This window comes from Pseudomonas fluorescens, assembly GCF_004683905.1.
GTDB lineage: Bacteria > Pseudomonadota > Gammaproteobacteria > Pseudomonadales > Pseudomonadaceae > Aquipseudomonas > Aquipseudomonas putida_A.
In genome coordinates, this window is the sequence record NZ_CP038438.1 from 3,476,279 (window position 1) to 3,495,374 (window position 19,096).

Consider the following 19,096-nt stretch of genomic DNA (forward strand, 5'->3'; position numbering starts at 1 on the left):
CTTGTCACTTCGGGAGTCCTGACTTGAGGTTCTGACAGCCGAACGCTATCGGAAAGCCCAAGTGCTGGCTGTAGGACAAAGCCTAAATGCTACGTCCTAGCTGCTGATTCCTGTCATTCGTGGGGTGCGCAGGATAACTGGTGAGGAGGAATGGTTGTATGGCAGCAGATGGCCATCTCGTAGCGTTACCAGATGAATTGCGTGCGTTGATCTATTTTTCACACCCGATGGCTGCTTTCGGCCAAGAGCTGCCGCCCACCGATGTCCGCTTTCGGCCAGAAGCGGCCGGTATACTTGATAAATAAATCTGTCCGGAGTCGGCAAATAACCTAAAGCGCTGAGCATATAGCGCAGAGATTAGTTTTTTAAGGCCCCTGCTTGGTGGTAGACCAACGAAAGGCGGCTTCCGACCATTGCGAGCGCTGGCCAGCGCCGAGACCAGCGCAGACCTTAATTTATGGGTTTTTTGAAATGCTAGTACGCGGCAAAACCATAACGCCTCGAATTAAAACATGGCCAACCCAGCCGCAAGGCGCCGAAGCAGTGCTTATATGGCTCGTTAGTTTTATAGCGCTAGTCCAAAATAGACAAACATCTACTTAACACCTGCTTATTGCCTATTATTATTAATTTCAGTCTCTTTCTAGTTCTTGTGATGTTCTGAAATAGCATTTTTACAGAATCGTAATAGGTTCTTGATTGATAAATCAACGAGCCCAAGTCATCATAAGAGAAGTACTGATCCATAACAACGGCGACATTGTCGAACTCCTGCCCGATTACTGCATGCGAATTCTTGCTATAAACATCTGAATACGATTCGTGATGCTCGGGCGAATGTAGCGATGGAGTCAGCCTAAGTACCTCCCACCCATCATTACTTATTAGCTGAATGTAATTCTTGACTGTTGTCAAATCTGTGAAGTAATTAAAGTCAACGTTGCCGCAATTAGAGAAGATAACATCGCTTCGCTGATTATTGAATAACAATTTAATGAAACTGGAAATTTCCTTGTTGGTTCTTATTTTATCTGATAGTTTGAATTTAGATATACCTGCAACAGCATTGATCTTTCCCTCAATATCCGCTCTTGTCTCTGCTGAGGACAAAGTTTGTTGTTTGTCATATGAGAATATACAAACTGCCTTGCTCGCAGCAGCATCAACAATTAATTTATCAAATTGAGCCGCATACATTCTTTGGGCTTCATCAATAACAATCAAATCAAGACTATTCAAGTCATAATTTCTGAAGCTTTTTATAGGTATAACATTCCAGCCCAAGCGCCTTAACTTAACATGTCCTTCGTTCAAATTTCCACAATGCACAATCAGGGTTCGTTTTTGATCTTTGATCCACTTAACTATATCATATATTAATAGTGTTTTTCCGGTTCCTGGCCCACCATTAATTGAAATGAAATCCGACACACCTTTGTTAATGATCTTTAAGGTCTTGTCTTTTATAGTTTCTTGCTGGCCAGTCAAGAAGTATTGATTGTTGATAAATTTTTCCGTGGAATTAAAAGGTGAAACCAAATAGTCCGACGGATTAAATAACTCGTCAGGATTGTCAATCTTCAATAAATTCTGATTTGTTAGCAGCTGTGTTAACAAATCGAAATCAACTACTTCAAGATCATTTTTGCTATTGAGCTTGTAAAGAGTATTGGTGCTTGCGACAAAAGAAAAATTATGAACAACTTTACTTATATGGCTAAGGTAGTACTTGTTTCTAATTAGTTGAGTCTTTATCTTTGCCTCCGTGCTGCTGTTTTTTAGCTCGATATTCAAAATGTAGTTATCGCCGAACCGTAATAAATCAAACTCCTTGCTGATATGCTGAATCTTATAACCTACAAAAAAACGTCAAATATGTTTACAAACGGTAAAACTCTGTACATATTTGATATAAGGCTTTTCAGATCCTCAACTTCGTTGTTATTTATATCAATGCCGTAATGCTTGATATAATCATTGTATTCGGCGGAATCTAGACTTGTATAGGCTTGTGCAAGAGAGATTATATTGATGCTTTTCATTAGCTTTGAGCCTAGTGCTTAACGCAATTGATAACTTGCGAGGAGGGTGGGTGTATTTTTTAGGCGTTTATGCCAAGGCGCTTCTGAAGCTGATCGGTGGTCAAGTTCTGAAATTCTTCCTTGTCGATTATTACGACCAAGTCTTTCCCCCTTCTTCCTAGGCCCTCTTTGGAAATTTTTTCGAGCATAGAAGTATACTTTTCAGAAACGTCACCCTTAAAATCCGTGACGATCAGAAGTAAAGTGTTTGGAATTCGATTGGTCGCTTGTGCGTAAATGTTTTTTGCGTAGATGTTTTTCAGGAAGGACTCACGGAGCCAGCCATAGTTAAAGCCGCGGCGGATACTCTTAATTTCTATGATGTAGTCTTTGGTCAGCCAGTTTCGACCTCGCAGCAATACGTCAACTTCAACGCCGGCCACCATTTTGTTCGATTCTACCTCATACGTTTTTGAATAGACGTGTCGGAGTCGTTTTGCCACTAAGCTTTCTATCTGAGCGTAGCGGGCCTCAAAGGCGCTAAGCGTAAAGTTCGTTGTGTGATTCTCTTCTGAAGCAATTGCGTGCATATCCCGAGCTGCTGAGAGTGCAATCTCGTCTTTTGTTGCATCTCGCAGAGACTGCTTTTTAAGTTCAACTTCAACTTTGGTTTGCTCATCTAGCAACAGTTGGTTTGCGTGCCATTTTTTTAGGCCGACGAAAATAAATATTGACCCGCAAATACATCCGATGGAGGAAAACCATGGAATGAATTTTACGATGAACGCCACAGTTTCTTGCCTGCCAAGGATTGCAGCGTGCGCAACGCTGGTAACGGACTTCAAATCTGCTTCCGATTTGTATAAGTCAAAGGACTCTTTTAAAAAGAGCCAAGGAACCAAAACCGAGATGGAAATTATGACCACCCCCAGAGACACAATGAATTTGTACAGGTCTCCAAACTCGAACTTCACACTCATCTCCCTGTGATTTTTATGCCAAAATATTAGACAAAACGAATGGCGTGACGGTATCCGCCGTTTGTGTCTGATAACGTTCCTCGTCCATGCGTAACTTTTTCACCTGAGTGTAACGCTAGGAACGCGATATGGGTGAGGAGGAAAAGCGACATGAATTGGCGCAAGTTAATAACGTATTAGCAGCGTGTCCATAGCCTGTTTATGGCCGACAGTCTGCGTACACCAATGACAACTAATGGCCGAAATTTCACGTAACCCCAGTCCCTGATCTATTAGGCAAAGGACCGGATAGTACTTTCTTAGGCTTCTTGGTAAAAAGAGATCGTCTCTTTCAACGAGATTGAGAACTCATAGATCTCATCCAGTGAGTTGATAGGGTGGCGAGTTTCAACTTTGTCTTTGTCGAATATTCCAAGATATTTTTGGCTGCGATTAAAGTGAAGTCTCGCGATAGGTTTACGGTTGTTGTCGTCTAGAAGGATGCCGAAGTAGCTCTGGGTATCTCTGCTGGCTATGCGCTTCGCGTCTATGACGGTTCGAACAATCGCTTTGATAATATGAAAACCCTCCAGCTCCTCCATCGTAGTGAGAATACGATCTTCAGGCTCTTCGTGGGCTTCAGCCTGATTTTCAGCGACAACTGATTCAGTGAGCGTGGGAAACGTGGCTTTGCTCATCGCTGACTTCAACCTGTCGTTGATTTGGTCACTAAGAAACTGGGCAGCGGCTTTCCTTGTGAGCAGAGTAAACTGATCTCGAACTTTTTGGGTGATCACCCCTTCGTAGACTCGCGATGCGAAGAAGCGAGCAAAATCATCATCAGGCTGAGTGAACTGCTTAGCCATTTCCTTTTTTATGTTGCCCACGTACTTTAGTTCGCCTGCGGCATTGATGATCGAATCAACGTCGAAAGCGGACTTCGTAAGTTTCTGAAGTTCAGGGATGACGTGCTCATCAATGTTAAGCAGGTCGATTTCTAGAAACGGCCTCTCATCCATTTTGTTTGGTGCATCAAGATCGGTGTAGAACCGATAAAACCTACCATTTGTAAGGATGGAAATTCGTGCAGTGGTGACATGAAAATATCGGAATAGTTGGCTCGCATGGTTAATATTGAGCGGCTCGCCTACTTTTTTAGTTTCAATCAATATCTGGATCTGACCACCTTTCAAGATCGCGTAATCAATCTTTTCCCCTTTTTTCGTGCCGACATCGCACACGTATTCGGGAACGACTTCGGAGGGGTCGAACACATCATAGCCCAGCACGGTATGAATGAACGGCATGACGAAAGCAGTTTTCGTTGCTTCCTCCGTTTGTAACGTCGACGCGAGCTGATTAACTTTCGCTGACATTGCGTTCAAACGTTCTACAAAATCCATTTTCCTGCTCCGTTGCACGTTCACCCGAGGGTTCGTAGAGGCGCAACGCTACTATGCTTAAATCCACATCCGCTACTGGCATTCCATCCACGCTGGATGCTTGGACAGGTGAATGACATCTGGATCAGCGGCTATCGGGCTCGGAAACGCCTCCCTAACACATTCGAACGACTCCTTTTGGCCGATAGCGGACATTTTCGACTACCCACATCAGCCCGGGAGCGACAACATGCACTCGCTTGCGTCTCGGCTACCTGCCTTTGGAGGGCCTTGAACCGGCATCCAACTAAACGGCAAAAATAACGACTTCAACCCTACAGATCAGGGCCTCTTAAGACTCGGCAAAACCACCCCCTCCCCCAACCTCTCCACCCCCAACCTCACCCTCTCCCCCCCCTGCTCAATCACCACCCCATCCCCCTCCACCGCCACCAACTTCACCCCAGGCCCCACCCTCTCCCCCTGCAAAAAACTCCTCGGCGGCCCATCGTTCAAACTCAAAATCGCCACCGCCCCGCGACTCCCCGCCATTACCCCGCTCACCTTGATATCCACCGGCGCCGTCTGGTTGGAAAACCACTGCAACGCCGGGCTGTCACTGCGCGCCGCGAGCATTTGCGGGGGGGCTGGTGGGGTATGCGATTCGGCGGAGGTCAGGAGTAGCGACGACCAGGTCGCGACGCCGATCAGGGCGGCGAGCAGTGCGAGGGCCTGGACGGTTTGCGGGGGGGATATGCGGGTGGTGAGCATCATGGGCTGAATCTCCTTTTAGTCCCTGCTGACAGGCTACGCGGCAATTCTCACGGTTTTATTTCACACGCCTTACATGTTGGCCGTGCAGGATGTTTTTTTGGGACGGGGCAGGACGCAACGGAGCGCGCAACCGATGAATGTGGGCAAGCAACAGGGCTTTACGCTGATCGAGTTGATGGTGGTGCTGGTGATCATCGGGATCGCCAGTGCGGCGATCAGTCTGAGTATCAAGCCGGATCCGCTGCAGTTGCTGCGCAAGGACGCCGAGCGTGTGGCGCAGTTGCTGCAGGTGGCGCAGGCGGAGGCGCGGGCTGATGGCCGGCCGATTGTGTGGGTGAGTGATGGCAAGGGCTTTCGGTTCAGTCGGCGCAGTGACAGTGGTCGGGGGTTTGAGCATTTCAAGGATGATCCGCAGTTGCGGCCGCGCACCTGGCAAAGTCCGAAGCTGGAGGTGCGGGTGGAGCCGAAGCAGAAGGTTGTGCTTAACGCCGAGTGGATCAATCCGCCGCTGCAATTGACCCTGTCTGATGGGCTTAATCGGCTGAGTGTGCTGCGTGATGCCAGTGGAAGGATCAGTGTGCAATGAACGATCAACGGGGCTTTACCCTGATCGAGGTGATGGTCGCGATTCTGCTGATGGCGGTGGTCAGTTTGATTGCGTGGCGCGGGCTGGACAGTGTGACGCGGGCGGATAGTCATTTGCAGGCGAGCAGTGAGCAGAGTGACGGTTTGTTGCGGGCGTTGAATCAGTTGCAGCGTGATGTGGAGATGCGTGCGGGTGTGGAGTTGAGTGAGCCGAAGAAGGTTGGCGTGGATGATGAGCCGCCGAGCGCGCCGCCTGCGCTGACGGTGCGGAGCAGTGACAGCAAGGGGTTTCGGCTGGATATTATTCGTAGTGCGGCGGATCAGCCTGGGGCTTTGCAGCGGGTGCGTTGGTGGGTCAAGGGGGATACGTTGTATCGGGCGGTGGCTGAGGCGCGCAGTCGGTATCCGTTGCCGGCTCCGGGGGCTGGGGTGGCGGTGTTGGAAGGTGTGAATGATGTGCAGGTGCGGGTTTGGGAGGTAGATAAGGGTTGGCGGCAGTTGAGTGGGAATCGGCGGGAGGATCCGTTGGGGTTGGAGGTGCGGTTGACGCGGGAGACGGCGCAGGGGGTGGAGCAGTATCGGCAGGTGATGGGGCCGCTGCAGTAGTCAGCATCACTGCAAAACTCTGTGGGAGCGGGCTTGCTCGCGAAGGCGGTGGGTCAGTTGATGATGATGTGGTTGAACGGGCGCCTTCGCGAGCAAGCCCGCTCCCACAATTGGATTGGGTTTGGTCAGTTGGGGAATGGTTGGTTTGTGAGCTGTCATCGCTGGTAGGTCAGCTCCCATGAAGCTGGTAGATATTGGTCGGCTGTCGGGCCGTCATCGCGAGCAGGCTCACTCCTACAAGTGGATGGTATGCAGTCTGAGAGAGATGAGTTGGCTGGAAGGCCGCCTTCGCGAGCAAGCTCGCTCCCACAGGGGGTGGTGTGGTTTTAGCTGAGGACGACCACGCCGCCCGGCAGTTCGGTGCATTTGACGCCGTAGGCGTCGCGGATCAGCAGGGCGACGCCGGCGAGTTGGTCGAGGTTGAAGCGGGCCTGGACGCGGCGTTGGCCGAGGTCGCGGTTGAGCAGCAGCAACATGCCGGGGCGGTAGCGGTTGATCTCGTCGATCATCTGGCTGAGGGTCGCGCCGTTGAATACCAGCACTTGTTGGCGCCAGTTCATCACTGCGGCGGTGTCGACGCTTTGTACTGCGCCCACCTGTTGCGCGTCGTAGGTCAGTTGCTCACCCGGCTGCAAGCGCAGACTGCGGCCATCGACATTGACGTCCACAGAGCCATCGAGGCAAGTCACACAGACTTGTTGATCGGTGTTACGCAGGTTGAACCGCGCCTGACTCGCCCGCAACCACCCGCCCCCGGCCTGCATCGCCAGTGGCAACCGCGCGGTCTGTACTTCGACTTCGCCGCTGACCAGTTCGAAACCCTGCACGCCGTCATCGCCGGAACGCTGGTTGATGCGGGTTTGTGTATTCAGTTCCAGGCTCACGCCATCGGCCGGTTCGACCCGGCGCTGTTCGCCGACCTCAGTGATGTAATCGGCGCCGAGGCCACCAAAGCCTCCTGGAATCGTTCCGCGCACCAGCAAAAACGCCGCCGACGCCGCGATGGCGCCACCGAGAAACGCCCGTCGACCGAAGCGCCGAGGCGATTGCAGCATTTCAGCGGCAGGCTGCAGGTTGTGCCACAACACCTTGGCCTCTTCGAAAGCGTGGGCATGTTCGGCGCTTTGCGCGCACCAGTCGCGCAACGCCCGGGCGTCGGCCACTGTGGCGCGGCCCGAGGTCAGCAAGATCAACCAGTCGTGGGCTTCGTTGTGCAGATTCTCGGCCGCCGATGGTTTGGCAGGTGTCAGTCGAAAGATGTTCAAACGCGCAGATTCTCAACGAATTGATCGGGCACTATTCAGAAGACGGTTTTCCGGCCCCGCGACCGAACCGCTGAAACACTTTTCTTTCCAGTTTCGCTGCGCAGAAGCCCAATGCAGCTTTGATTTCCTTCTCGACCATGCGTGTGGAAATGCCGAAGCGCTGCGAGATTTCCAGGTGCGGCGCCTCCTCCAGCCGCGCCGCGATGAAGATTCGGCGACGTCGTGCGGGCAGCTCGTAGAGGGCACTGAGCAGCGACTGGATTTCCTTTTGCCCACCGACCACTCGCGCCGGGTCCAGCGCCTCGTCGCCGATTTGCAGCAGCTCTTCGACTTCCTCGCCGGTGAGCAGGCGCGCATCGGCCTGACGGCGGTCGGCGGCGATGTTCAGGGCCATGCGATAGAGGTAGGCGTTGGGCCGCAGCAGGTTCGGCGGCGTCTCCATGCGGTCGACCCGCAGGTAGGTTTCGTGCAGCACGTCGTTGGCCAGATCCTCCGAGCCGAGACGCCTGCGCAAGCGCACCCGAAAGTCCTCGTAGGACGTCAGGAACAGCTGGACCATCGAACCTTGTCCGGTGTCTTTCATCCCCCGGAAACTCCTTCCCATTTGGTGCATTCCATGCGTTTCCCTGACGACTCCGGTAACAACAGCAACGTGACCGGCTGACGCAACGCGCTGGGCGTCGGCCGGTCGATCCTGAGATTGCGAAAGCTCTCCACCAGCGCGGTATCGCGCCGTACATCACCGGTGGTGGTGACCAACCGGTTGTGCTGCACCACGCCGTCGCGCCCGACCCAGACCTGCAACACCGCGCGATAACTGCCCGGACGAGTCAGTGGCGAACGGCACAGGTTGCGCTCGATCGCCGCTTGTACGGCGGTGGCGTAGCTGCGACTCACAGCGGCGCTGGCCGGCGTGGTTTTGTCCGGGGCCGACGGCACGTCCTCGACCTGCGCCACTTGCAAGGTGAACGCGTCGTCGCGGGCATAACGCGCCATCAGGCCACTGCCGCCGAGCAAACGGCGCAAGGCGTCGGCAGCGGTGTATTCGCCATCGACCGCCAACGAGCGCCGGCCACGACTCAACTGACTGTCGACCAGCACCGCCACCCCGGTGGCATGGCTGTACTGATCCAGCGCCCGGGCCAGATCCTGCGCCGGGATGTGCAGCGTCATGCGCATATCGGCCGGCACGGGTTCGGCTGTCGCCGCACCGCTGAACCAGCCAAGCAGCAGCCCCAGACTCACCCGGCGCACGAGAGTCGCTGAACGCTGAAGACCGTCCCTGGAACTGCCTCGCTGCACGGCTGACGTACCCCTGAAAACCGTCATCCTGATGGCTGTTTATGAATCTGGTGTGACGGGCGGTGCAAAAAAACCATCACGGGATTCGCGCGAGGCTTGCACTAGACTGCATTCAGAGAACGGCCGCGTCGGGCCGGCCAGGAGGCTTGCATGAAATCACTGTGGAAAATCGCCCTCGGCGGGCTGCTGCTGAGCGCCTTCGCCAGTGCCCACGCCGAACAGCCGCTGGGCTGTGTGGAGGTGACGGTGGGCGGCTACAAGGCGCCGAATTACGATTGTCTGAGTCAGCAGATGGGCAACAATCCCGAGGGCGCTGCCGCTGCGCAGAAGAATCGGGAAGCAATGAACGTTCCCGTGAACAAACGGCCACCAAATCAGGTTGGCCTCGCAACCCCGGCCGCAACTGGAACACGCATGGGCAACACCTTCGGCACCTCAGTCAAACCACAACGCCCACCCGCCAATAACGGAACCTCCCCATTAACCAATAAATGAGTCAAAACACCTGAGGCTAAGAAACTCACACACCTAAAGGAAGGGGAAACACACCTGTGGCGAGGGGATTTATCCCCGATCGGCTGCGCAGCAGTCGTCAATGTTGGGCCTGCTACGCAGGCCATCGGGGATGAATCCCCTCACCACAAGGAACACCTCAATCACAGGGTATGCACGTCAGTCGCTTGGGGTTTGGCGGAAGCTTACGGCCAGGCGATTCCAGCTGTTGATGGTAGTGACGGCCATGGTCAAATCCACCAGTTCAGCCTCACTGAATTGCGCTTTGGCCATCTGGTAAACATCATCCGGCACATGACTCTCGGCCAACAACGTCACGGCCTCAGCCCAGCCCAGGGCGGCGCGTTCACGCGGATTGAAAAAGCCGCTGTCGCGCCACACCGCGATCGCATACAACCGCCGATCACTCTCCCCGGCCCGCCGCGCGTCCACCGAGTGCATGTCGGTGCAGAACGCGCAGCCGTTGAGCTGCGAGGCGCGGATCCTGATCAGTTGCAACAGCGGCGCCTCGATGCTCAGGTCGCTGGTCAGCGCCTCCATGGCGATCATCGCTTTCATCGCCTTGGGCGATGCGTTGTAGTATTCCAGACGCGGGGACATGGCAGCTCTCGGGAAGCGGAGTGATGAGTTCACGGTAAGCGCAGAACTGCGGGCGTTACAGCCCCAATTCCACGGAATATCGCTACACCACTGTCCCCCGGCCAAACACACAACCTTGTAGGAGTGAGCCTGCTCGCGATAGCGGTCATTCAGTCACCGCCATGTTGGAGGTGCCGACCTCATCGCGAGCAGGCTCACTCCTACAAGTGGGGACGGTGACCAATTTCGGGTTTTTGTGCTGCGCAACTACTGCCAATCACCCAACAGCGTTAATCTGGCCGACACCCCAATCGCCCCCCGGAGCCGCGTCGGTATGGAACTTCACGTCGTGATCAATGGCCGCAAGGACCTCGCCGGCCAGCTGTACAACCAGCTGCGCGGCGCCATCGAGTCCGGGCGTCTGGCCGCCGGTACGCAGTTGCCGCCCAGCCGTCTGCTGGCCGAGCAACTGGGGATCTCGCGCAAGACCATTTCCGACACCTATGCGCAACTGACCTACGAAAACTTCCTCACCGGGGTGATCGGCAAGGGCACCTACGTCAACGCCCGCCCGGCGCAGATTCAGCGCAAGCAAAGCCACACCGAACTGGCCAGCGCCGAGGTGATCGAGCGCTGGCGCAATCTGCCGGTGTTCTTGCGCCACCCGTCGCTGGAAGGCTCGCTGCGCTACGACTTTATCGGCGGCGCCACCAGCAAGGGCCAGTTCCCACATGACGACTGGCGCCGCTGCGTCTCCCACGCGATGCGCCAGATGGCCGGGTCCAAAGGCTTCTACAGCGTGCCCGAAGGTCTGCCGGCGCTGCGCAATGCGATTGCCCGGCACATCGCGTTTTCGCGCGGGATCAACTGTCAGGACGAAGACATCGTGGTGTGCAACGGCGCGCAACAGGCGCTGGACCTGATCACCCGCGTGCTGATCAGCGCCGGCAGCCGGGTGGCAATGGAAGATCCGGGGTATCCGCCCGCGCGCCTGCTGTTCGGCACCCACGGTGCCGAGGTGGTTGGAATCCCGGTGGATGCCGAGGGGATTGTGGTCGAGCAGATTCCCGAGGGCACGCGGATGATTTATGTCACGCCGTCGCACCAGTTCCCGCTGGGCATGCCGATGAGCCAGGCGCGCCGCGAAGCCTTGCTCGCCCGCGCTTATGAGCTGGGCGCGATCATCATCGAGGACGACTACGACAGCGAATTCCGCTACGAAGGGCGGCCTACGGACTCTCTGTTCAGCCTCGATCAGCGCGGCATCGTGGCCTACGTCGGCACCTTCTCCAAGACCCTGCTACCGGAGCTGCGCTTGGGTTACGCGATCCTGCCGCCGGCGATTCTCGAAGCGGTGATCCGCGCCAAACAACTCACCGACCTGCACGCCTCGACCCTGCCGCAATGGGCGCTGGCCAAGTTCATCGCCGAAGGCTGCCTGCTCAAGCACATCCGCCGTTGCCACGGGATTTACGCCCAGCGCCGCGAGCGAATTCTGGCGCGCATGGCCACGGATCTGGCGCCGTGGCTGGAAGCGATACCGCCCAGTGCCGGGTTCCACATGGCGGTGCTGTGCAAGGTGCCGATCGACCTGGCGCTGGTGATCGAACTGGCGAAAAAAGTCGAGGTCGGGCTGTATTCCATCGACATTTTTCATTATCAACAGCCGGTGAAAAGCGGCCTGTACTTCGGCTTCGGCGCCATTGAAACCCTCGATATCGACACCGCTCTGGATCGCCTGCGCGACATTCTGCAACAAGTGGCGTGAATGATTGGTCTGGGCGATTAACCGCCGATTGGTTATTGGTGATCAGCAGGTGCAGGCCTATTCTGCACTGGCGTTATCCCTCAATGAGCAGGATTCGTCCGGCCTGATTCAGGAGTGTGAGCAATGTCCAACGAAGTGATCAACACCGTTCAGGTGCGCGCCGCCGCCGGGCGTTCGGAAGAGCTCGGCCGGCAGTTGCAGAAGATCGTCGACACCCTGCGCCAGACACCGGGCTGCGACGCCTACATGGTCGACCGCTGCCCCGAGGACAGCCAGCGCTGGACGGTAAGCGCACGCTGGCAGTCGGAAGCGGCGATGCAAGCGCACTTCAACCGGCCTGAGGCACAGGGGTTTATTGACCTGATCGATAGCCGCTTGGCCAATAGTGTGGATTTCAACAGTTTCCCCATCGTCTGACCGGACGCCTTCGCGAGCAAGCTCGCTCCCACATTTGGAATGCGTTCAACTGTGGGAGCGAGCTTGCTCGCGAAGACGTATTCAGCTGCACCGCCGAACGACTGATTGGTCACCCGATCTTCCCGAATATTGGCCGTTTGAATACCCCTCCCCGCAGACTACTGTGGTCACCACCCCTCCCCAACTGGTGATCGAACATGAAAGCCCTGCACCTCTTCACCGCCGCTCTCGCCCTGTCCGTGTCTGCCGCCGCCCTGGCTCACGACCCATCCGAGAAAGTCACCGTCCTGCAAGACCAGATGCTGAAGAACGCCCCCGGCAAGAAAGCCATGATGATCGAAGTCGACTACAAACCCGGCCAGTCCTCGATCGCCCACAAACACGACGGCACCGCCATGGCCTACGTGCTCGAAGGTGAAGTGATTTCCCAAGTCAAGGGCGAACAGCCGATCACCTACAAGAAAGGCCAGTTCTGGTACGAACCGGCCGGCTCCGAACATCTGGTGTCAAAAAACGCCAGCAACAGCAAACCGGCGAAGTTGCTGGTGTTCATGGTGTTGGCCCCGGACGAGCAAGTACTGATCCCCTTGAAAAACTGATGGTTGTTGGCACAGCCATAAATAAAAAGGCGCAAAACACTGTTTTGCGCCTTTTTATTTCCCGAGGCAATTAACCGATTCGCCTTAAAGCCAATAAAACTAATGCATCGCCACAACTCGAAAAATTGTCAGCTTATTTACAGGTTGGCGGGTTTAGTCTGAATCAACTGTCGTGCGCCCGTCACCCACAGCCGCGACAACGCTGACTTTCCGACTGAAGTTGCTTCACGGGAGACTCATCATGAAACTTGCTTTTGCCAGTACCCTGGCGATATCGGTTTTAGCCTTGTCCGCCTGTTCAGTACCCACCGCGCCGAAAGCGGTGTCGTCCCTCGATACCCTGTTCACCCAACCGGTTGGCCGCAGCAGCGCCGCCCAGGTGCAAAGCGGTCCCGGCGTGTCACTGGGCGTGGTCTACAGCCCGAGCACCCAGACCAACCGCGAATACCTGCGTGACTATCAGGCCAACGCCGGCACCGGTTTCGGCCAGAGCCTGCTGGTGCAGCCGATCCACGACGCCTACGTCAACACCTCGAAACCGGACATGGCGGTGGACTGGGTCAAGGCCTCGCTGCAACGGCAGTTCGGCTCGGTCACGGTGTACCCGGACATGCAGAGCCTGCGCGCGGCGCATCCCGATGTGGTGGCGATCGTCGATACCCACAGCCAGTTGATCACTTCGCGCAGCTCCGACATTAAGGCCGATGTCAGTGCGGATTTTTATGATGCGAAGTTGAATTACATCGGCACGGCGAAAGGTTCGGAGGCCAAAGAACTGACACCGGTTTGGGCGGACTTCAAACGTTCGGAAGAGATCGTCGCTGATATTAATCAACAGCAGGATGTGCAAGTTCGGGCGCTGCAGAAGTTTGATCAGTCGCTGAGTAATTTGTTGACCAGACCGACAGATAAAGTGTCGATGCTCGATAGTAAACAAGCACATAAGTTGTATTGATATAAAGGGCGCCATCGCGAGCAGGCTCACTCCTACAGTTGGAATGCGTTTCCCTTGTAGGAGTGAGCCTGCTCGCGAAGGGGCCAGCCCGACCACCACAAAACCAACAGACATAAAAAAACCCCTGCATCTCACAATGCAGGGGCTTTTTCATTCAACCACTACTCAGGCCAGTTCAAGCTCGGCATTCGCAGCAGCCGCAGGCACCACCGCCTGACCGCTCAACGCGAGGTCAAGCAGCTCACGGTTGGCCACGGCATACATGGCGTAGTCAGTGCCGCTCGCAGCACGGATTTCCACCAGCATGGCGCGCCAGCGCTCGATCATGCTTTCGTGCTGTGCCATCCACAGCGCCAGGCGTGCTTCCACGTCCTGAGTGCCGTCGCCCTGTTGCAGGACAGAGATGGTGATCGCACGTTGCTGCCAGTCCACATCGTCACGGAACGCTTCACGGGCCAGGGCCTGCCAGTTGTTTTCAACCGGCAGCGCGCTGATCTGTTGCAGGTACCAGGTGATGTCCAGCGCACTGCCCACGGCGAAGTAGGCCTTGGCCACTTCGGCCGGATCCTGGCCAGTGACGTCGGACGCTTCGATGATCGGCAGCAGGGTGTACAGGTGCGAGGTACCCGCGACCATACGCGCCAGCAACTCCGGCACACCGGCCGCGACGTAAGCCTGATAACGCGCCTGCCAGTTTTCACGGATTTCGCCGCTCAGCAGTTCGTCGAGCTTCAGACCCAGCTCCTTCAGGTGCGGACCGAAGTGCGCCACATCACGGGCAGCGTTCTGCTCGTTGCGACGGGCACGCAGGAACCAGCGCGTAGCGCGACGGCCCAGACGCATCAGCTCGTCCATCAGCTCCAGTTGCACGTCAGCGCTGACCTGGTAGTCCAGCGCTTCGATCTGACGGAACCAGTGCGGGAGGTGGAAGATGTCACGCACGATCACGTAAGCGCCAGCCACGTTCGCCGGGCTCATGCCGGTCGACTCTTTGAGTCGCTGAACGAAGGTGATGCCCATGTGGTTGACCAGATCGTTGGCAATCTGGGTGCTGACGATCTCGCGCTTCAGACGGTGACGACGCATGGCTTCGGAGAACTTGCTGACCAGGGTCGGCGGGAACGCCGTTTCCATGTCGCGGGTCAGGTAGTCGTCGTCCGGCACCAGCGAGTTCAGCAGCTGTTCCTTGAGGTCGATCTTGCTGTACGAGATCAGCACCGACAGCTCGGGACGAGTCAGGCCATGGCCTGCCGCAACGCGCTCGTTGATCTGCTCTTCGGTCGGCAGGAACTCGATGGCACGGTCCAGCTTGCCACGGCCTTCCAGATCGCTCATCAGACGCTTGTACTCGGCAATGCGCTCGTAGGCACGACGCGCCGCCAGGGACAGAGCCTGGGTCTGCTTGTAGTTGTTGCCCAGCACCAGACCACCGACTTCGTCGGTCATGCTCGCCAGCAACTGGTTGCGTTGCTTGTCGGTCATGTCGCCGGCCTGAACCACTTCGTTCAGCAGGATCTTGATGTTCACTTCGTGGTCGGAGCAGTCCACGCCACCGGCGTTGTCGATGAAGTCGGTGTTGGAGCCGCCGCCATTCAGACCGAATTCCACACGACCCAGTTGGGTCATGCCGAGGTTACCGCCCTCGCCCACGACTTTGCAGCGCAGCTCGTTGCCGTTCACGCGCAGTGCGTCGTTGGCCTTGTCGCCCACGTCGGCATGGCTTTCGCTGCTGGCCTTGACGTAAGTACCGATACCGCCGTTCCACAGCAGATCCACCGGCGCCTTGAGCAAGGCGTTCAGCAGTTCGGTCGGGGTCAGCTTGTCGGCCTTGATGTCGAAGCGTTCTTTCATCTGCGGCGAGATGGCGATGCTCTTCGCGCTGCGCGAGAAGATGCCGCCGCCTTCGGACATGATGCTGGTGTCGTAGTCGGTCCAGGCCGAACGCGGCAGGTCGAACATGCGCTGACGCTCGACGAAGCTGGTCGCCGGGTTCGGGTTCGGATCGATGAAGATGTGCATGTGGTTGAACGCGGCAACCAGTTGCAGCTTGTCGGACATCAACAGGCCGTTACCGAATACGTCACCGGCCATGTCACCGACGCCGACCACGGTGATGCTGTCTTCCTGAACATTGATGCCGCGCTCGCGGAAGTGGCGCTGTACGCCAACCCACGCGCCTTTGGCGGTGATACCCATTTTCTTGTGGTCGTAACCGGCGGAACCACCGGAAGCGAACGCGTCACCCAGCCAGAAGCCGTAGTCGATGGCGATGCCGTTGGCGATGTCGGAGAAGGTTGCAGTGCCCTTGTCCGCAGCCACAACGAGGTACGGGTCATCGTCGTCATGACGCACGACGTTGGCCGGCGGCACCAGCGCGCCGTCTTTCAGGTTGTCGGTGATGTCCAGCAGACCGGAGATGAAGATGCGGTAGCAGGCGATACCCTCGGCCGCGATCTCGTCACGGCTGCCGCCCAGTGGCAGACGACGCGGCAGGAAGCCGCCCTTCGCACCCACCGGCACGATGACCGAGTTCTTCACTTGCTGGGCTTTCACCAGGCCGAGGACTTCGGTACGGAAGTCTTCTTCACGGTCGGACCAGCGCAGACCACCACGAGCAACGTTGCCGAAGCGCAGGTGCACGCCTTCGACGCGTGGCGAGTAAACGAAGATTTCGAACTTCGGTACTGGCTTCGGCAGCTCTGGAATCGCGTGCGGGTTGAACTTGAAGCTGAAGTACGACTTGTTCTGGCCGTTGGCATCAGTCTGATAGAAGTTGGTGCGCAGGGTGGCTTTGATCAGGTCCAGGTAGCGACGCAGGATGCGGTCTTCGTTGAGCACCTGAACATCGTCCAGTGCGGTCAGAATCGCCTGTTCCAGACGCTGCTGCTTGTCTTCCAGATCATCGCTGCCCAGCTTGCGCGCCAGGTAGAAACGGGTCTTGAACAACCGGGTCAGCTCGCGAGCGATGTCGGTGTGGTTGTTCAGGGTGCTGGCGATGTAACCCAGGTCGAAGCCCAGTCGGATCTGCTTCAGGTAACGGGCGTAGGCACGCAGCAGCGCCACGTCGCGCCAAGGCAGACCGGCGGTCAGCACCAGACGGTTGAACGCATCGTTCTCGGCATCGCCACGGACGATGTGGACGAACGCGTCCTGCAGGGTGTCGTTGAGTTGCTGGATGTCCAGCTCCAGGCCTTCCGCCGCGGTGAACGCGAAGTCGTGGATCCAGAACTCGCGGCCATTGGTGTGACGCAGACGGTACGGGAACTCACCCAGCACGCGCAGGCCGAGGTTTTCCAGAATCGGCAAGACGTCGGACAGCGCCAGCGGCGTGTCGGCGTGGTACAGCTTGCAATGCAGCTCGCGCTGACCGGACACCTGGCCCAGCGGCTGATAGAAGCTCATCACCAGCGGATTTTTTTCGTTCAGGCTCAGCAGGTGCTGCATGTCGACCACGGCCGAATGCGCCGCGAAACGCTCGCGGTAACCCGCCGGGAAGCCTTTCGGGAAATCCGCCAGCACGTTGGTGCCGTGGGCTTCGCCGAAGCTTTCGACGGTCAGTGCGGCGTAGTCGTCCTGCCAGCTGCGGCAGGCCTGTACCACTTCTTTTTCCAGCAGCAGCGGGTCGATGTCGATGCGGTTCTTCGGATCAACACGCAGGATCAACTGCACGCGGGCCAGCACGGATTCGGAGAAGAAGGTCCAGAACTCGCAGTCGGTGGCCTTCAGGCGCTCCATCAGCACCTGCTGGATCTTCTGCCGCACTTCGGTGGAATAGATGTCGCGCGGCACGTAGGCCAGGCAGTAGCAGAAACGACCGTACGGGTCTTTGCGCAGGAACACGCGGATCTTGTTGCGTTCCTGGATCTGCACGATCGACATCACGGTGCTGAACAGTTCGTCGACCGGGGTCTGGAACAGGTCGTCACGCGGCAATACTTCGAGGACCTGCGCCAGTTCCTTGCCCAGGTGAGCCTTGGATTGGAAGCCGGAGCGGCGTTCGATTTCTTCGACCTTGCGACGGATGAACGGAATGACCCGCACGCTCTCGCCATACACCGAGGAGGTGTACAGGCCCATGAAGCGGTGTTCCTTGATGACGTTGCCGTCGGCGTCGATTTCACGGATCGACACGTAGTCCGGGTAGGCCGGACGGTGTACGCGGCTCGGGTGCGCAGCCTTGGCGAACGACAGCAGGGTCGGTTCGCGCAGGTAGTTCACTGCGTAGTCTTCGATGTGCCGGTCTTCGTTGGTCAGACCGGTGCGCAGCAGTTTGGTCAGACCGAGGAAGGAGTTCTGGTCGTATTCGATATGGCCGCCATCGGCCTGATCGACAACGGTGAACTCTTCGTAGCCGAGGAAGGTGAAGTGGTTGCCCACCAGCCATTCCAGGAAGCTTTTGATTTCGGTCTTTTCGTCGGCATCGACGGCGAATGCGCTGTGATCGAGCTTGGTGAGGATCTCCTGCACCTTGGCCTTCATCGGCTCGAAATCAGCGACCGCGACGCGCACTTCACCGAGCACCTGCTCCAGCTCTTTGCTCAGCACATTCAGTTCGGCCGCGTTGGCGCAGCGGTCGATTTCCAGGTACATCAGCGATTCGTGCAGAACGCCTTCGCCGGTGCTGCCCTTGGGCAGGATTTCCAGCAGCTCGCCCTTGCTGCCACGGCGTACGCTGAGCACGGTGGTCTGCAGGGTGTGGATGCTGTAGCCGCGGCGGTTCAGCTCGGTGCGGACCGAGTCGACCAGAAACGGCAGGTCGTGGTGCAGCACTTCGACCGCGGTGTGGGTCGATTGCCAGCCGTGGCGTTCGTAATCAGGGTTGTAGACGCGCACTTGCGGTTGCGCGTGATCGAAGCGCTCAAGCAGGCGCCACGCGGAAAGAGTACAGCCAGCGAGGTCGGAGAGGCGACGTTGAGTCAGCTCGTCCAGGGAAATGATGCCGAAGAATTGTTCAGCGAACAGCGCCACTTGTGGCAGTGCCTGTTCACTGATGTGCTGCGCCAGTGCCGCTTGCAGTTGGTGCTGGAAGTCGGCTTTGCTGGCTGCGGTGAAGAACGCCATCTGTGGTACTCCGCTTAAGCTTGTTATTGATGGAAAGCGTCGCGTGCAACACCCCTTTCGGGGCTTGTGTCGCCCTGTTCCTGATTCTCGGGCAGAGGAAACAGGGGGACAGGTGGGTGAAGCTGGACGAGACACTCAGGTCACATTCACCTTCCATTGAATGGGCATCTGCAAAAACGACTGTCGAGGCCGCCGACAATGCCTTTACGGGTGCTCATCCGTTGCGCAGCTTAATGGGTGCGACAATGTGTCTGCTTGCGGTGCTGCGACATATTCGGTCATTGGCACGTAAACCAAGGCTTTGGCAACG

At 56.8% G+C, this 19,096-nt stretch carries 17 protein-coding genes; 8 read left to right on the forward strand and 9 right to left on the reverse strand.

The window, feature by feature from the left end; translation table 11 throughout:
- Positions 1-158: 158 nt before the first annotated feature.
- Positions 159-305, forward strand: coding sequence for a hypothetical protein (locus E4T63_RS28560; protein WP_167797078.1), 147 nt, complete (start codon positions 159-161; stop codon positions 303-305).
- Between the two features lie 268 nt (positions 306-573).
- Here E4T63_RS28560 and E4T63_RS15785 read toward each other — a convergent pair whose 3' ends face one another.
- The 4 genes from E4T63_RS15785 to E4T63_RS15800 form a co-directional block, all read right to left on the reverse strand.
- On the reverse strand, positions 574-1,794 hold the full coding sequence (locus tag E4T63_RS15785; RefSeq protein ID WP_167797079.1) for a DNA/RNA helicase domain-containing protein: 1,221 nt from the start codon (positions 1,792-1,794) through the stop codon (positions 574-576).
- Between the two features lie 307 nt (positions 1,795-2,101).
- On the reverse strand, positions 2,102-2,995 hold the full coding sequence (locus E4T63_RS15790; RefSeq protein ID WP_135295966.1) for a hypothetical protein: 894 nt from the start codon (positions 2,993-2,995) through the stop codon (positions 2,102-2,104).
- Between the two features lie 305 nt (positions 2,996-3,300).
- On the reverse strand, positions 3,301-4,383 hold the full coding sequence (locus E4T63_RS15795) for a type I restriction endonuclease (protein WP_135295967.1): 1,083 nt from the start codon (positions 4,381-4,383) through the stop codon (positions 3,301-3,303).
- A gap of 321 nt (positions 4,384-4,704) precedes the next feature.
- Complete coding sequence (locus tag E4T63_RS15800; RefSeq protein WP_135295968.1) at positions 4,705-5,136, reverse strand: type II secretion system protein N; 432 nt, start codon at positions 5,134-5,136, stop codon at positions 4,705-4,707.
- A gap of 133 nt (positions 5,137-5,269) precedes the next feature.
- On the opposite strand from E4T63_RS15800, the gene gspH reads away from it, so the two are divergent.
- Both gspH and E4T63_RS15810 read left to right on the forward strand, forming a co-directional pair.
- Complete coding sequence (gspH, locus tag E4T63_RS15805; RefSeq protein ID WP_027613110.1) at positions 5,270-5,722, forward strand: type II secretion system minor pseudopilin GspH; 453 nt, start codon at positions 5,270-5,272, stop codon at positions 5,720-5,722.
- Entirely contained in the window at positions 5,719-6,327 is a 609-nt protein-coding gene (locus E4T63_RS15810) for a prepilin-type N-terminal cleavage/methylation domain-containing protein (RefSeq protein ID WP_135295969.1), read from the forward strand. The genes gspH and E4T63_RS15810 overlap by 4 nt, the downstream gene beginning before the upstream one ends.
- Before the next feature lie 326 nt (positions 6,328-6,653).
- Here the strand turns inward: E4T63_RS15810 and E4T63_RS15815 are convergent, their stop codons facing one another.
- The 3 genes from E4T63_RS15815 to E4T63_RS15825 are packed head-to-tail and all read right to left on the reverse strand — an operon-like array spanning position 6,654 to position 8,837.
- Positions 6,654-7,592, reverse strand: a complete 939-nt coding sequence (locus tag E4T63_RS15815) for a FecR family protein (protein WP_135295970.1) — start codon at positions 7,590-7,592, stop codon at positions 6,654-6,656.
- A 31-nt stretch (positions 7,593-7,623) separates the two neighbouring features.
- Positions 7,624-8,175, reverse strand: a complete 552-nt coding sequence (locus E4T63_RS15820) for an RNA polymerase sigma factor (RefSeq protein WP_027613107.1) — start codon at positions 8,173-8,175, stop codon at positions 7,624-7,626.
- Complete coding sequence (locus E4T63_RS15825) at positions 8,172-8,837, reverse strand: secretin and TonB N-terminal domain-containing protein (RefSeq protein ID WP_245223384.1); 666 nt, start codon at positions 8,835-8,837, stop codon at positions 8,172-8,174. The genes E4T63_RS15820 and E4T63_RS15825 overlap by 4 nt, the downstream gene beginning before the upstream one ends.
- A 207-nt stretch (positions 8,838-9,044) precedes the next feature.
- Here E4T63_RS15825 and E4T63_RS15830 point away from each other — a divergent pair, with 207 nt between their 5' ends.
- Entirely contained in the window at positions 9,045-9,389 is a 345-nt protein-coding gene (locus E4T63_RS15830) for a hypothetical protein (protein ID WP_135295971.1), read from the forward strand.
- A 177-nt stretch (positions 9,390-9,566) separates the two neighbouring features.
- Here E4T63_RS15830 and E4T63_RS15835 read toward each other — a convergent pair whose 3' ends face one another.
- Complete coding sequence (locus tag E4T63_RS15835; protein ID WP_135295972.1) at positions 9,567-10,007, reverse strand: carboxymuconolactone decarboxylase family protein; 441 nt, start codon at positions 10,005-10,007, stop codon at positions 9,567-9,569.
- A gap of 313 nt (positions 10,008-10,320) precedes the next feature.
- Between E4T63_RS15835 and E4T63_RS15840 the strand changes: the two genes are divergently transcribed.
- From E4T63_RS15840 to E4T63_RS15855, 4 genes are all read left to right on the forward strand, one after another.
- The gene (locus E4T63_RS15840; RefSeq protein ID WP_135295973.1) at positions 10,321-11,754 is read left to right on the forward strand and encodes a PLP-dependent aminotransferase family protein; all 1,434 of its coding nucleotides are present in this window, start codon (positions 10,321-10,323) and stop codon (positions 11,752-11,754) included.
- Between the two features lie 123 nt (positions 11,755-11,877).
- Positions 11,878-12,171: a putative quinol monooxygenase gene (locus E4T63_RS15845; RefSeq protein ID WP_003225668.1), complete on the forward strand. Its 294-nt coding sequence runs from the start codon at positions 11,878-11,880 to the stop codon at positions 12,169-12,171.
- A gap of 197 nt (positions 12,172-12,368) precedes the next feature.
- Positions 12,369-12,770, forward strand: a complete 402-nt coding sequence (locus E4T63_RS15850) for a cupin domain-containing protein (RefSeq protein ID WP_135295974.1) — start codon at positions 12,369-12,371, stop codon at positions 12,768-12,770.
- Between the two features lie 241 nt (positions 12,771-13,011).
- Positions 13,012-13,725 (forward strand): ATPase, encoded by a 714-nt coding sequence (locus E4T63_RS15855; RefSeq protein WP_135295975.1) that lies wholly within the window; start codon positions 13,012-13,014, stop codon positions 13,723-13,725.
- Between the two features lie 165 nt (positions 13,726-13,890).
- Here E4T63_RS15855 and E4T63_RS15860 read toward each other — a convergent pair whose 3' ends face one another.
- The gene (locus E4T63_RS15860; RefSeq protein WP_098964258.1) at positions 13,891-18,786 is read right to left on the reverse strand and encodes an NAD-glutamate dehydrogenase; all 4,896 of its coding nucleotides are present in this window, start codon (positions 18,784-18,786) and stop codon (positions 13,891-13,893) included.
- Positions 18,787-19,096 lie beyond the last annotated feature (310 nt).

Bases quoted from the DNA above. Each gene is read 5' to 3' on its own strand.
- E4T63_RS15845 (WP_003225668.1), top strand. From the start codon at position 11,878: ATGTCCAACGAAGTGATCAACACCGTTCAGGTGCGCGCCGCCGCCGGG.
- E4T63_RS28560 (WP_167797078.1), top strand. From the start codon at position 159: ATGGCAGCAGATGGCCATCTCGTAGCGTTACCAGATGAATTGCGTGCG.
- E4T63_RS15800 (WP_135295968.1), bottom strand. From the start codon at position 5,136: ATGATGCTCACCACCCGCATATCCCCCCCGCAAACCGTCCAGGCCCTC.
- E4T63_RS15795 (WP_135295967.1), bottom strand. From the start codon at position 4,383: ATGGATTTTGTAGAACGTTTGAACGCAATGTCAGCGAAAGTTAATCAG.
- E4T63_RS15830 (WP_135295971.1), top strand. From the start codon at position 9,045: ATGAAATCACTGTGGAAAATCGCCCTCGGCGGGCTGCTGCTGAGCGCC.
- gspH (WP_027613110.1), top strand. From the start codon at position 5,270: ATGAATGTGGGCAAGCAACAGGGCTTTACGCTGATCGAGTTGATGGTG.
- E4T63_RS15860 (WP_098964258.1), bottom strand. From the start codon at position 18,786: ATGGCGTTCTTCACCGCAGCCAGCAAAGCCGACTTCCAGCACCAACTG.
- E4T63_RS15820 (WP_027613107.1), bottom strand. From the start codon at position 8,175: ATGAAAGACACCGGACAAGGTTCGATGGTCCAGCTGTTCCTGACGTCC.
- E4T63_RS15840 (WP_135295973.1), top strand. From the start codon at position 10,321: ATGGAACTTCACGTCGTGATCAATGGCCGCAAGGACCTCGCCGGCCAG.
- E4T63_RS15835 (WP_135295972.1), bottom strand. From the start codon at position 10,007: ATGTCCCCGCGTCTGGAATACTACAACGCATCGCCCAAGGCGATGAAA.
- E4T63_RS15810 (WP_135295969.1), top strand. From the start codon at position 5,719: ATGAACGATCAACGGGGCTTTACCCTGATCGAGGTGATGGTCGCGATT.
- E4T63_RS15855 (WP_135295975.1), top strand. From the start codon at position 13,012: ATGAAACTTGCTTTTGCCAGTACCCTGGCGATATCGGTTTTAGCCTTG.
- E4T63_RS15850 (WP_135295974.1), top strand. From the start codon at position 12,369: ATGAAAGCCCTGCACCTCTTCACCGCCGCTCTCGCCCTGTCCGTGTCT.